Raw genomic sequence first — 12,277 nt, 5'->3', positions numbered from 1 at the left:
CCGAGCCCTCACTGAGATCGACACGCGAGAGGGCAGAACTGATGATCGGACGGACGCGCGTCGTGTTAGAATCGCATCAAACTGAATAGACGACCGTGAACAGCGGCCCGGCCTGAAACAGCCGGATCGGCAATGTGTTCGCAAGAGTCAGCAACGCGTTGTCGAGCTGCCTGCTGCTGAAGATGGCGCTGACTGGGATCTCTCCGAGACGCCGGTCTGTGAGCACGATGCGTCCATGCCGATAGCGCTCGATCTCCGCCAGCACGCGGCGCAGTGGGACGTCCTGGAAGATGATCTGGTCGCGCCGCCAAGCCTCCGTCACCGCGAGGTCGGCCGGGGCCAGCGCAGCCGGTTCGTTCGAGGCGAAGCTGACCTGCCATCCCTGCTCGACCTTCATCGCGGGAAAGCTGCCGCGCACCGTAACGGCATTCTCGCTGACGACGGCGGTCACCTCGCCATCGACATGCTTCACGTCGAATTTGGCCCCCAGCGCCGTCGTGGTGGCGCCTGCCACATCGACCAGGAAGGGAGTCGAATCATTTCTGACGTCGAAGAAGCCCTGACCGCGATGGAGCCGGACCCGACGCGATGCAGAGGTGAAATTCACCGACAGGGCCGAGTAGCTGCCGAGCTCGACGGAACTGCCGTCCTGGAGCGCGACAGTGCGCCGCTCGCCGGCCTCGGTCGTATGGTCCGCGAACAGGTCGTCGCGGCTGCGGACATAGAGTGCGGTCGCGCCGATCAATCCGACCGCGCCTCCCGCGATCACGTTGCGGCGGCTGAACGTGCGTTGCGAGCGGCGCAGCTGCTCGATCTCGGGCTTGACGATATCGATCCGCTTCCACAGCGCTTCCGCACGGGCCAGGGCGGCGGCGTGCGACGGATCCCGGTCCAGCCAGGCCTGAAAGGCGCGGCGGTCTTCGGCCGTCACGTTCTCGTCCCGCATCCGGACGAACCATTCCAGCGCCGCCATGACCACTGGATCCGTCGATTCGGCTCGCATGACTGTCCCTACCAGCAAGAGATGCTCGTATCGACGCTCGGATCGCTACGAAAACCCGAGCCCCCCTAATAATGACACTTGAGAACGACCAGGTGAGGATCGGCCGGGACTGATTATTCCTGCCCAAGGCGCCGGTCGAGGTCGGTCAGGGCACTGACGATCTGGGTGATGACGGTATTGCGCGAAACGCCCTGGCGGACGGCGATTTCGTCGTAGCCAAGGCCCTCGAACTTATGCAGAATGAAAGCTTGCCGCCGCCTGGGCGGCAAGGTCGCGACCGCCTCCAGCACTCGGCGCAGCTCGCAGCGATAGATCACGGTGATCTCCGGCGAGGGCCGGGTGTCGGCGACGGCATTCAAGTCGGCATCAGGTAACACGACCTCGGCACGCAGGGAGGTGTTCCGCATATGATTGAGCGCGAGATTGCGAGCCGTCACCGCAAGATAGGCGGGAACATCGGCAACATCGCCGCGGTCCGCATTGTCCATCAGCTTGACGAACGCCTGCTGAACCAGGTCTTCAGCCGTCGTCCTGCTCTGGACCAGACGCTTGACGAGTCTCTTCAGACGCCCTCGTTCAGCGGCATACAAGACGGCAATGTCGATCGCACGGGCACTCATCGGGCCTACTCGGACGCGGCCGCCACAGCGGCGGGCCGCAAATAGGCCTAATGGCTGAAAAATAGCTGCGCAAATACAATAATTTAGACGGCCTCTAACGTCGGCGGCGCGCGGCACCGCCACAGCCCGATGCGCAAAGGGCGATTGGGCATTCGGATTCGTTTTCTTTCGACGGGCGCATATCGGATCTGCTCGAGCAGCGAACGATTGTCCGCGCGGTGCGTTCGGCCTAACCTGAAAGAAAACGGAAGGAAACATGCCGCGCATCGCCAATATCGAATCCGCCCTCTACCGGATCCCCCTCCCCGTCACGCTGTCCGATTCCACGCATGGCGAGATCGCGGCGTTCGAGCTGATCACCTGCCGCATTCGCGATGCCGACGGTGCCGAGGGCGTCGGCTACACCTACACCGTCGGACGCAACGGCGGGGCAACTGCAGACATTCTCAGGCGCGAGATTCCGCCGCTGGTCGAAGGACGCGAGGCCGACGATACTGAAGCGATCTGGCATCATGTCTGGTGGGCGCTGCATTATGGCGGACGTGGCGGCCCCGCGGTGCTGGCGCTGTCCGCGCTCGACATCGCGCTGTGGGATTTGAAGGCGCGGCGCGCGAAATTGCCACTGTACCAGCTGCTCGGCGGCTACGATGCACGCGTGCCGTGCTATGCCGGCGGCATCGACCTCGACCTCTCCGTCGATGCGCTGCTCGCACAGACCGACGGCAATCTCGCCAAGGGATTTCGTGCCATCAAAATGAAGGTCGGCCGGCCCGACCTGAAATCCGACGTCGCCAAGGTCTCCGCGATGCGACGGCATCTCGGCGACGGTTTTCCGCTGATGGTGGACGCCAACATGAAATGGACGGTCGAGGAGGCCATCCGTGCCGCCCGAGCCTTCGTTCCCTATGACCTCACATGGCTCGAGGAACCGATCATCCCGGACGACGTCGCGGGACACGCGCGCATCATGCAGGCTGGCGGTGTGCCGATCGCAGCGGGCGAGAATCTGCGCTCGCTGTGGGAGTTCAAGAACTACATCGCCGCGGGCGCGGTGTCCTATCCCGAGCCCGACGTCACCAATTGCGGCGGCGTCAGCGCCTTCATGAAGATCGCGCGGCTGGCGGAAGCATTCAACCTGCCCGTCACCAGCCACGGCGCGCACGACATCACCGTGCATCTGCTGGCGGCCTGCCCGAACCGCTCTTATCTGGAGGCGCATGGCTTCGGACTCGACAGATATATCGAGCATCCGCTGGTGCTGAAGGACGGCATGGCGCTGGCGCCGGAGCGACCCGGCCACGGCATCGGTTTCGACTGGGCGGGGCTGACGAAGCTGGCGTGACACACATGGCCCGTCATTCCGGGGCGCGACGAAGGTCGCGAGCCCGGAATCCATTGGGCCGTGGAAATTGCTGTACGATGGATTCCGGGTTCGCGCCAAAAGGCGCGCCCCGGAATGACCGGGAGAAGCGGCGCGCAATACCGCACGCGAGGCATTCCAAGGCGCTTGATGCGGCCGCCCGATATTCGGCTATTCTCGCGGCAGCCGGCCCCTCCTGACGAAAGCCCCCTATCTTGACACCCGAGCTGCACCAGAAACTGACCGCGTGGCGCCAGCATCTGCATGCGCATCCCGAATTGTCGCTGCAGGAGAAGGCCACGGCCGCCTTCGTGCGAGACAAGCTCACCGAGTTCGGCATTCCCTTCGAGTCCGGCATCGGCGGGCACGGCATTGTCGCGACCTTGACGCGAGGGCATGCACGAAGGCGAGTCGGCCTGCGCGCCGACATGGATGCGCTGCCGATCGCCGAGGACACCGGCCTGCCCTACGCTTCCAAAACACCGGGCGTGATGCACGCCTGCGGCCATGACGGGCATACCGCCGCGCTACTGGGCGCCGCCGCGCTGCTCGTCGCCGACACCGACTGGAGCGGCACGGTCGATTTCATCTTCCAGCCGGCCGAGGAAGGCTTTGGCGGCTCGCGCGCGATGGTCGCGGCCGGGCTGTTCGACCGCTTTCCGATGGAGCGGATATTCGGCTTCCACAACTGGCCGGGCCTAGCCGCAGGCACCATCGCGGTGCATGACGGCGTCGTCATGGCCTCAGGCGGGCGCATCACCATCACCATCGAGGGCCATGCCGGACATGCCGGCATGCCGCACCTGACGCGCGATCCGGTCGTGGCGGCGGGGCACCTGATCGTGGCGCTGCAATCGATCGCCTCGCGCAGCGTCGATCCGCTCGACACCGCCGTGCTCTCGCTGTGCACGATCGAAGGCGGCACCGCGCCGAACCAGATCGCCGGGCGCGTGACGATCCGCGGCACGCTGCGCTACCACCGCGAGGCGGTCAAGGACACCATCCTCGACGGCATCGAGCGCACCTGCGCAGGCATTGCGACGGGCTTCGGCGTGAAGGTCACGCCCGAGATCGTCTGGGGTGTGGGCGTCGTGGTCAACACGCCGGCGGAAGCGGACCTCGCGCGCATCGCCGCGGAGAAGGTGCAGGCGCCCGTGCGGCGCGACCTCGCGCCAAGCATGGCTGGCGAGGATTTTGCCCACTACCTGCAGCAGCGGCCGGGCGCCTTCGTCTGGATCGGCAATGGCGCGTTGCGCGACGGCGCGGAACTGCACGGGCCGCGCTACGATTTCAACGACGAGATCCTCCCGGTGGCCTCCGGCTGGATGGCCGAGGTCGCCAAAACGGCGCTGGCGTCGAACTGAAGCGGCATATGCTCGATTGAATCGGCGGGAGCCCCATCTCTCCATGTTGGGGAGAGGTGGCCCGAGCACTCGATCTTTCTCTTCTTTGGGTCTTTGGGCGCAGATGCCGTCAGGAAATCTCGCGCGGCAGCTTCCAGCCCGGGCGCGGCTCGAACGTCTCCTCCGTCTGCTCGATCCGCTCGACGTGATAGCCGGCCGGCAGAAGCCGGCCGCCCTCCTCGTCTGCGACCGGAACGTCGGTCACGAGACCCTCGATCAAGGCAGCTTCCCACACCTCCTTCTCGGTCGGAAAGGGATCGCCGATCTGCTTGTTGCCTTCGAACAGCGCGTACATCGGTTCCGGTCCTGCGTTGATCAAGCTCACGAGCAACGTATCGGCCGCACGGACGTTCCCTCCGGCAAATGGCAATGGATGGCACGTGAAACATGGCGCGCGTTCTGATCGGAACCTCCGGCTGGCACTACGCCTCCTGGCGAGGCCCGTTCTTTCCCGAGGGCGTGACGCTGAAGGAGCAGCTTCGCTACTACGCGGGACAGTTCGACACCACGGAGCTGAACGGGGTTTTCTACCGCACGCCGACGCCGGAAGCGGTGAAAGGCTGGCGCGAGCAGACCGGCCGCGACTTCGTGTTCGCCTGGAAGGCGTCCAAATTCATCACGCACTGGAAGCGGCTGTCGGACCGCTCCGTCAACAGCCTCGCGCTGCTGGAGGATCGCATCTCGCGGCTCGGGGGCAAGGCCGGCCCGATCCTGTTCCAGCTGCCGCCGCAATTCGAGGCGGACGCGGACCGGCTTGCGTCCTTCTTCAAGCTGTTGTCGCGGAAGCGGCGTTACAGTTTCGAGTTTCGTCATCCGAGCTGGTATCAGCCGCGCATCCTGCGGATGCTGGCCAACGAGAACATCTCGCTGTGCCTGTCCGACCATCACGATGCGCCGGCACCATGGAAGCGCACGGCGGATTTCGTCTATGTGCGCGGACACGGTCCGGGCGGGCGCTATCACGGCCACTACACCAAGGCCACGCTGGCGCAATGGGCGAAGCGCATCAAGTCCTGGAAGCGGCAGGGCTGCGACGTCTACGTCTATTTCGACAACGACCAGAAGAGTGCAGCGCCGGCCGACGCGCAGGCGCTGAAGCAGCTGCTGTGACGCTAGATGACGCCGCCTTGCCGAAGCGCCGCGATCGCCGCCTCGTCGTAGCCCAGCTCGGCGAGAACCAGATCGGTGTGCTCGCCGAGCGTCGGCGGGCGGCTCACGATTTCACCCGGTGTTTCCGATAACCGCACCGCGGCACGCGCGACCGGCGCCTGCTTCGGCAGGCCCGGATAATCGACCTGCTGCATGAATCCGGCGGCACGAATGTGCGGATGGTCCAGCGCCTGTTGCGGACTGAGCACGGGCCCGGTCGGGATCATCGCCTGGCCCAGCGCATCGACGGCCTCCTGCGTGGTGCGCTCGGCACACCAGCGCGCCATCCGCTCGCTGATGATGCGGCCGTTGTTGCCGCGGCTGATGTCGTCGGCAAAGCGCGGATCGTTCAGCCACAGCTCCTCCTCGCCCATCAGCCTGGCCCAACGCTTGAACAGCGGATGACCCGTCACCTGGCACAACACCCAGCCGTCCCTGGTGCGGTAGATGTCGGCAGGTGCCGCGGTCTGGCCGAGATTGCCCGTGGGAACGCGGTTGACCGATATCACCGCCTGCTCGATCAGCGTCGCATTGGTGAAGGACAGCGCGGTTGCGAGCAGCGCGCCCTCGACGATCTGCCCGCGTCCGGATTTGCCGCGCTCGATCAGCGCAGCGAGCGTTCCGAACGCGCAGTGCAGCGCGGTACCGAAATCGACCCAGTTCACTGCGGCCCGGTACGGCGGATCGCCCGCGCCGGTCATGTACACCGAGCCCGACATCACCTGCCCGACGCCGTCGAAGCCGACGCGGTCGGACCAGGGACCCGGCCCGCCGAACGCAGTGGCCGTGGTCAGGATGATGTCCGGCTTGATCGCCTTGAGCGAGTCATAGTCGAGCTTCATCGCACGCAAGGTCTGCGGCGGCAAATTGGCGACCACGACGTCCGCGGTCGCAACCAGGCGGCGCATCACCTCCTGCCCTTCCGCCTTCATCGGATCGAGCGTGATGCACTTCTTGTTGCGATTGACCTGGAGAAACAGCGCGCCCTCGCCGCCTTCGCCCACCGGCGCCACGAAACGATCCTCGCTGCCGTCGCGCTTCTCGACACGGATGACCTCGGCCCCGAACTCCGCCAGCAGGGTGGCGCAATAGGGCCCGGCGATGTAGCGCCCGAAATCGAGCACGCGCACGCCCTCCAAAACTCCTCCCATCGATCCCCTCCTGTTTTCTTCAGATTACAGGGACTGGCCGCCACGGCAAGGCGACGCGGCGCATCATGCCATGCCCAAAGACGTGATCGTGTGAACGGTTTCGTCCGGCGGAAATTGTATGACCTGTCGTCCCCAGCCGGGTCCGGCCGCGGTCGCACGAGCGCAACGCGATGACCAGTCGCAATCATGCGCTCGGGCATGACGAGGCGACGAGGTATTCAGCCAGCCGACGCTCTGCCGAACTCGCCTCCCCGCCGCGGACGTGACGGATCAGGCCCGAGACCGCCTTCGCTCAGCATCTTGCCGCTGGCGACGTCGACGAAGTGCAACGAGGCGCAAGCGGGACATCGGACCGGGACGTGCGTTTCCACGGCATCGGACGCCGTACCGGAAAGCCAGTGCTGCACGTTCATGCCAGTGCGGGGGCATTTGAAGATGATGTTGCGCTCCATGCTGCGCATATGCGCCCGGCGCTGCGGCAGTGAAATGCGGGCGAATACTTACGCAAATGTCCTGAACGTATCCGCGCGGGCGTGCCAAGAATATTCTGGCACCTCAGGAACACGGACGCCTGATCGCCTCCCTTGAGCTGGATCAAGTCACGTCGGCGCCCCAGATTGTAGCGATATGGAGCATCGGAATGCGCCAATCAGGAGAGCCGATATGCTTGCCGACATTCGCAGCGACGATCTCACTGCAGTCGTGCGCTACGCATTGGAGACCACCCGCGCGACGACTGTTTGCCCCTTCCATAACGACGTGGTCGTCCGGATCGGAGACGACGCTGCAGAGAGCCACGCCTTCGAACGCGCCAAGATGATGGTCAAAAGCGACGGCACGAAGTGGGAGAAGGAAGCTCTGAGGGCGGAGCTGGGACGTCAGCTGGGAGCAGCCGCGGACGGCCGCTGTCCCAAATGCGGTCCGACGTCTTAGGATGCCTAGCTCGCCGCGAGGGAGCCGGAGACTTGAAGTCCTTCCGGCCCATCCTAAGTCCAATGCTGCCGGGCTAAGCGTTCGGCAAAATGAAACCCATGCAGAGGAATGAGAATCCCGCGCGTCGCGGGTGCGTATTCGAGGAAAGGCAAATGAGAAAGCTTGCTCTTGCAGTCGCCGCGGCAGCAACGCTCCTCATCGGAACGGTTGCGCCGGCCTCGGCCCATTGGCGGGGCCATCATCATCACTGGGGTGGCCCGGGCATCGGTCCGGCCGTCGCGCTCGGCCTGTTCACGGGAGCACTTGCCGCCGCCACTGCACCTCCAGTCTACTATGCGCCGGTCTATGGTCCGCCGGCATATTATTACGGCCCGCGATACTATCGGACCGTCCGCTATTACCCGGCACCATACCCTTACTGGTACCCTTGGTGAACTGAGCAAAGGCCCGGTCTGCGACCGGGCCTTTATCGCCGCCCATGTCCGCGATTGCTGCCTTCCGATCAGGCGCACCGACACTGCGAGCGCGGCGCGCCAGGAACGGACGGCAGGGGGAATAGTTTCGGAACCTGATGCAGGTCCGGACGCGTACCGGGCTCGGACGAGCGTGCACACATGAGCGCCGAGGCGACCCGCCGCGCAACACTATCGGATCTGGCTCCCGCATGAACATGAACAAGAATGTCCGCTTCAATCTCGGTTATGCTGTCGCCGCAATCTTCGCGGTCTTCCTGATCCAGCATCTGATCTCCACGGCCCACCAGATTGCCGTGATTCCCTATAGTGAATACCAGCAGTTGCTGCGTCAGGGGAAAGTCGACACCGTCGGCATCTCGGACCGCACGCTGCAGGGCACGCTGAAGGAGCCGCTGCCCGGCGGCCAGAAGCAATTCGTCACCACGCGCGTCGACCAGGACGTCGCGCAGGAGCTGGAGAAGTACAACGTCCGCTTCACCGGGCAGATCGAGAGCACGTTCCTCCGCGACCTCTTGTCGTGGGTCATGCCCGTGCTCCTGTTTTTCGGTATCTGGTGGTACATCGGCCGCCGCATGGCGGAAGGCGGCGGGATTGGCGGCGGGCTGATGGCCATCGGCAAGAGCAAGGCCAAGGTGTACGTCGAATCCAATACCGGGGTCACCTTTGCCGACGTCGCCGGGGTCGACGAAGCCAAGGACGAACTGCGCGAGGTGGTCGATTTCCTCAAGAACCCCGCCGATTATGGCCGGCTCGGCGGCCGCATGCCGAAAGGCGTGTTGCTGGTCGGCCCGCCCGGCACAGGCAAGACCTTGCTGGCCAAGGCGGTGGCAGGGGAAGCCGGAGTGCCGTTCTTCTCGATCTCGGGCTCGGAATTCGTCGAGATGTTCGTCGGCGTCGGCGCGGCGCGGGTGCGGGACCTGTTCAAGCAGGCCCACGAAAAGGCGCCGGCCATCATTTTCATCGACGAGCTCGATGCGCTCGGCCGCGCCCGCGGCATCGGCCCCTTCGCCGGCGGCCACGACGAGAAGGAGCAAACGCTCAACCAGCTGCTCGTCGAGCTCGACGGCTTCGACTCGCGCTCGGGTCTCGTCATCCTCGCCGCCACCAACCGGCCGGAAATCCTCGACCCTGCCCTGCTCCGCGCCGGCCGCTTCGACCGTCAGGTGCTGGTGGACCGCCCCGACAAGAAGGGCCGCATCGATATCCTCAGGGTTCACATGAAGAAAGTGCGCCTGGGAGACGGCGTCGACGCAGACGCCGTTGCCGCGCTCACGCCGGGCTTCACGGGCGCGGATCTCGCCAATCTCGTCAACGAAGCGGCGCTGCTGGCGACACGTCGCGGCGCCGACGCGGTGAGCATGAGCGACTTCAACAATGCGGTCGAACGCATGGTCGCCGGCCTCGAAAAGCGCAACCGCCTGCTCAATCCCAAGGAACGCGAGATCGTCGCCTATCACGAGATGGGGCACGCGCTCGTCGCGCTGTCCCTGCCCGGGACCGATCCCGTGCACAAGGTCTCGATCATTCCGCGGGGCGTCGGCGCGCTCGGCTACACCATTCAGCGGCCGATCGAAGATCGCTTCCTGATGACCAAGCAGGAGCTGGAGGACAAGATGGCGGTGCTGCTCGGCGGCCGCGCCGCCGAGCTGATCGTGTTCGGGCACTTGTCGACCGGTGCGGCCGACGACCTGCGCCGCGTGACCGACATCGCCCGCAGCATGGTGACGCGTTACGGCATGTCCGAGAGACTGGGTAGCGTCCGCGCCTATCCGACCCGCGAGCGCGACTATGCGGAAGAGACCGCCGCGGCGGTCGACCGCGAGGTGAAATCCATCATTGACCAGGTGTTCCAGCGCACCCAAGCCATCCTGACAATGCGGCGGCCGATCCTGGACCGCGCAGCGAAGAAGCTCCTGGAGAAGGAGACATTGGAGCAGAGCGATATCGATGCGCTGATCCGGGAGATGCCTAAGGAGGGGCTGCGGGCGATCTGAGCTTCGCAAGTCAGCGCAACGGCCTTGCGCAGGCCGCTTCCGTTCTGGTCATCCTCCTTTCACCTGGACGTACGAGCGGCTGCGGAGCCAAGCTCCAACCCTACGAGCTCAATCGTTCATCAACAAGGGCCGGAGCGGCTCACCGGCCGCCTCAGCCTTCTCAGCTCATTGCCTTTCAGCTCATGGCAGGTTGTGGCCGGTCCCGATCCGGCGGCGTGACGTCGAGCCGGATGCCCGACGGTCCGAGAACTGGCGACAGCAGCGTGTCCACCTTCATGGTCGGGCTATCCCGTTCCCAGCTCGACCACGGCATCGTGTCCAGGTACGGGATCGGCGGCAGGGCGAGCCGCTCGAAGCCATCCGCTGCGTTCCGGTCGATGCCTGGGCTCTCCGCGCCGTAGGCCGCAAAGGGCACGAGAGAAAGGCCAGCACCGATGGCCATGGCAGCGAGATGCCGCAGTATTTTTGGGGTGTTCTCCGCGCGAGCGGAGAAAGTACGATGCTTGATCATCTCATCCTCCTATCGTTCGAAAACAGATCCGATTGACGATGACAGAGTTCATGGAGAACGAGCCCGGCCGCAGGGCCGGGCTCGCTGGTCTCAGAAGTCCATGGTGGGAGCGCTTGCCGCTTCCGTCTTCTTCGGCTTGTCAGCCACCAGCGCCTCGGTCGTGATGAGCAGCGAAGCAACGGAGGCTGCGTCCTGCAAGGCGGTGCGCACCACCTTGGCAGGATCGATCACGCCGGCCTGTACCAAGTCCTGATACTCGCCGGTCGCCGCATTGAAGCCCCAGGTGTAGGTCTGGTTCTCGAGCAGCTTGCCGATGACGACCGAGCCATCCTCGCCTGCATTCTGCACGATCTGCCGCGCCGGCACCTGGATCGCGCGACGCACGATGTCGACGCCGGCCTTCTGGTCGGCATTGGCGGTCTTGACGCCGTCGAGCGCCTTGAGGGAGCGCAGCAGGGCGACGCCGCCGCCGGGCAGGATCCCCTCCTCCACCGCGGCCCGTGTCGCATGCAGCGCATCGTCGACGCGGTCCTTGCGCTCCTTGACCTCGACCTCGGTCGCGCCACCGACCCGGATCACCGCAACGCCGCCGGAGAGCTTGGCGAGGCGCTCCTGGAGCTTCTCGCGGTCGTAGTCCGAGGTGGCTTCCTCGATCTGCGTCCTGATCTGCTGGCTTCGCGCCTCGATGTCCTTCCTGGCGCCGGCCCCGTCCACGATCGTGGTGTTCTCCTTGTCGATCACGACCTTCTTGGCGCGGCCCAGCAGCTTCACGGAGACATTCTCGAGCTTGATGCCGAGGTCTTCGGAGATCACCGTGCCGCCGGTGAGGATCGCGATGTCCTCCAGCATCACCTTGCGGCGGTCGCCGAAGCCCGGCGCCTTCACGGCGGCGACCTTCAGACCGCCTCGCAGACGGTTCACGACCAGCGTCGCGAGCGCCTCGCCCTCGACCTCCTCCGCGATGATCAGCAGCGGCTTGCTCGATTGCACGACCTGTTCGAGCAACGGCAGCATCGCCTGCAGGCCCGACAGCTTCTTCTCATGGATCAGCACATAGGGATCTTCGAGCTCGACCCTCATCTTCTCCGCAGAGGTGACGAAGTAGGGCGAGATATAACCGCGGTCGAATTGCATGCCCTCGACCACTTCGAGCTCGGTGTGCAGGCTCTTGGCTTCCTCGACCGTGATCACGCCCTCGTTGCCGACCTTCTGCATGGCGTCGGCCAGGAAGCGGCCGATCTCGGTATCGCCGTTGGCGGAGATGGTGCCGACCTGGGCGATCTCGTCGTTGGAGGTGACCTTCCTGGCCCGGGACTTGAGGTCGGCCACGATCGCGTCGACGGCAAGGTCGATGCCGCGCTTGAGGTCCATCGGGTTCATGCCGGCGGCGACCGCCTTGGCACCTTCCTTGACGATGGCCTGCGCCAGCACGGTTGCCGTGGTGGTGCCGTCTCCGGCGAGATCATTGGTCTTCGACGCCACCTCGCGCACCATCAGTGCGCCCATGTTCTCGAACTTGTCCTCCAGCTCGATCTCCTTCGCGACGGTGACGCCGTCCTTGGTGATGCGCGGCGCGCCGAACGATTTCTCGATGACGACGTTGCGTCCCTTGGGACCGAGCGTGACCTTCACCGCGTTCGCTAGCGTGTCGACGCCCCGCAGCATACGCTCGCGGGC

At 65.0% G+C, this 12,277-nt stretch carries 12 protein-coding genes; 6 read left to right on the top strand and 6 right to left on the bottom strand.

Annotated elements, in window-relative coordinates; translation table 11 throughout:
• Positions 1-76 precede the first annotated feature (76 nt).
• Together ACYCVF_RS10895 and ACYCVF_RS10890 are read right to left on the bottom strand one after the other, a co-directional pair.
• On the bottom strand, positions 77-1,003 hold the full coding sequence (locus tag ACYCVF_RS10895; RefSeq protein ID WP_459602438.1) for a FecR family protein: 927 nt from the start codon (positions 1,001-1,003) through the stop codon (positions 77-79).
• 113 nt (positions 1,004-1,116) lie between these two features.
• Positions 1,117-1,623 (bottom strand): RNA polymerase sigma factor, encoded by a 507-nt coding sequence (locus tag ACYCVF_RS10890; RefSeq protein ID WP_459602436.1) that lies wholly within the window; start codon positions 1,621-1,623, stop codon positions 1,117-1,119.
• Positions 1,624-1,879: 256 nt separating this feature from the next.
• On the opposite strand from ACYCVF_RS10890, the gene ACYCVF_RS10885 reads away from it, so the two are divergent.
• Positions 1,880-2,965: a mandelate racemase/muconate lactonizing enzyme family protein gene (locus tag ACYCVF_RS10885; RefSeq protein ID WP_459602434.1), complete on the top strand. Its 1,086-nt coding sequence runs from the start codon at positions 1,880-1,882 to the stop codon at positions 2,963-2,965.
• Between the two features lie 233 nt (positions 2,966-3,198).
• A complete protein-coding gene (locus ACYCVF_RS10880) occupies positions 3,199-4,347 on the top strand; it encodes an amidohydrolase (protein ID WP_459602432.1) in 1,149 nt (382 codons plus the stop codon).
• Positions 4,348-4,456: 109 nt separating this feature from the next.
• Here the strand turns inward: ACYCVF_RS10880 and ACYCVF_RS10875 are convergent, their stop codons facing one another.
• A complete protein-coding gene (locus ACYCVF_RS10875) occupies positions 4,457-4,711 on the bottom strand; it encodes a hypothetical protein (RefSeq protein ID WP_459602430.1) in 255 nt (84 codons plus the stop codon).
• A gap of 62 nt (positions 4,712-4,773) precedes the next feature.
• Here ACYCVF_RS10875 and ACYCVF_RS10870 point away from each other — a divergent pair, with 62 nt between their 5' ends.
• Positions 4,774-5,496 carry a DUF72 domain-containing protein gene (locus tag ACYCVF_RS10870; protein ID WP_459602428.1) on the top strand — a complete coding sequence of 241 codons (723 nt, stop codon included), beginning with the start codon at positions 4,774-4,776 and terminating at the stop codon, positions 5,494-5,496.
• Positions 5,497-5,498: 2 nt separating this feature from the next.
• Here ACYCVF_RS10870 and ACYCVF_RS10865 read toward each other — a convergent pair whose 3' ends face one another.
• On the bottom strand, positions 5,499-6,686 hold the full coding sequence (locus ACYCVF_RS10865) for a CaiB/BaiF CoA transferase family protein (protein WP_459606555.1): 1,188 nt from the start codon (positions 6,684-6,686) through the stop codon (positions 5,499-5,501).
• A gap of 663 nt (positions 6,687-7,349) precedes the next feature.
• Here ACYCVF_RS10865 and ACYCVF_RS10860 point away from each other — a divergent pair.
• The 3 genes from ACYCVF_RS10860 to ftsH all read left to right on the top strand — a co-directional run bounded on the left by ACYCVF_RS10860 (position 7,350) and on the right by ftsH (position 10,089).
• Complete coding sequence (locus tag ACYCVF_RS10860; protein WP_459606554.1) at positions 7,350-7,619, top strand: hypothetical protein; 270 nt, start codon at positions 7,350-7,352, stop codon at positions 7,617-7,619.
• A 152-nt stretch (positions 7,620-7,771) separates the two neighbouring features.
• Entirely contained in the window at positions 7,772-8,053 is a 282-nt protein-coding gene (locus ACYCVF_RS10855) for a hypothetical protein (protein ID WP_459602422.1), read from the top strand.
• A 236-nt stretch (positions 8,054-8,289) separates the two neighbouring features.
• A complete protein-coding gene (gene ftsH / locus ACYCVF_RS10850) occupies positions 8,290-10,089 on the top strand; it encodes an ATP-dependent zinc metalloprotease FtsH (protein ID WP_459602751.1) in 1,800 nt (599 codons plus the stop codon).
• A gap of 175 nt (positions 10,090-10,264) precedes the next feature.
• On the opposite strand, the gene ACYCVF_RS10845 is transcribed toward ftsH, so the two are convergent.
• Positions 10,265-10,600, bottom strand: coding sequence for a hypothetical protein (locus ACYCVF_RS10845; RefSeq protein WP_459602420.1), 336 nt, complete (start codon positions 10,598-10,600; stop codon positions 10,265-10,267).
• Between the two features lie 90 nt (positions 10,601-10,690).
• A complete protein-coding gene (gene groL / locus ACYCVF_RS10840) occupies positions 10,691-12,265 on the bottom strand; it encodes a chaperonin GroEL (RefSeq protein ID WP_459602418.1) in 1,575 nt (524 codons plus the stop codon).
• Positions 12,266-12,277 lie beyond the last annotated feature (12 nt).

It is taken from the genome of Bradyrhizobium cedriense, from assembly GCF_054602315.1.
Note: the sequence above shows the minus strand (reverse complement) of the source record. Positions and strands in the feature narration are given on the sequence as shown.

Excerpts from the sequence above, each read along its gene's own strand:
- ACYCVF_RS10895 (WP_459602438.1), bottom strand. The coding sequence starts at position 1,003 with ATGCGAGCCGAATCGACGGATCCAGTGGTCATGGCGGCGCTGGAATGG.
- ACYCVF_RS10890 (WP_459602436.1), bottom strand. The coding sequence starts at position 1,623 with ATGAGTGCCCGTGCGATCGACATTGCCGTCTTGTATGCCGCTGAACGA.
- ACYCVF_RS10885 (WP_459602434.1), top strand. The coding sequence starts at position 1,880 with ATGCCGCGCATCGCCAATATCGAATCCGCCCTCTACCGGATCCCCCTC.
- ACYCVF_RS10870 (WP_459602428.1), top strand. The coding sequence starts at position 4,774 with ATGGCGCGCGTTCTGATCGGAACCTCCGGCTGGCACTACGCCTCCTGG.
- ACYCVF_RS10865 (WP_459606555.1), bottom strand. The coding sequence starts at position 6,686 with ATGGGAGGAGTTTTGGAGGGCGTGCGCGTGCTCGATTTCGGGCGCTAC.
- ACYCVF_RS10860 (WP_459606554.1), top strand. The coding sequence starts at position 7,350 with ATGCTTGCCGACATTCGCAGCGACGATCTCACTGCAGTCGTGCGCTAC.
- ACYCVF_RS10855 (WP_459602422.1), top strand. The coding sequence starts at position 7,772 with ATGAGAAAGCTTGCTCTTGCAGTCGCCGCGGCAGCAACGCTCCTCATC.
- ftsH (WP_459602751.1), top strand. The coding sequence starts at position 8,290 with ATGAACAAGAATGTCCGCTTCAATCTCGGTTATGCTGTCGCCGCAATC.
- ACYCVF_RS10845 (WP_459602420.1), bottom strand. The coding sequence starts at position 10,600 with ATGATCAAGCATCGTACTTTCTCCGCTCGCGCGGAGAACACCCCAAAA.
- groL (WP_459602418.1), bottom strand. The coding sequence starts at position 12,265 with ATGCTGCGGGGCGTCGACACGCTAGCGAACGCGGTGAAGGTCACGCTC.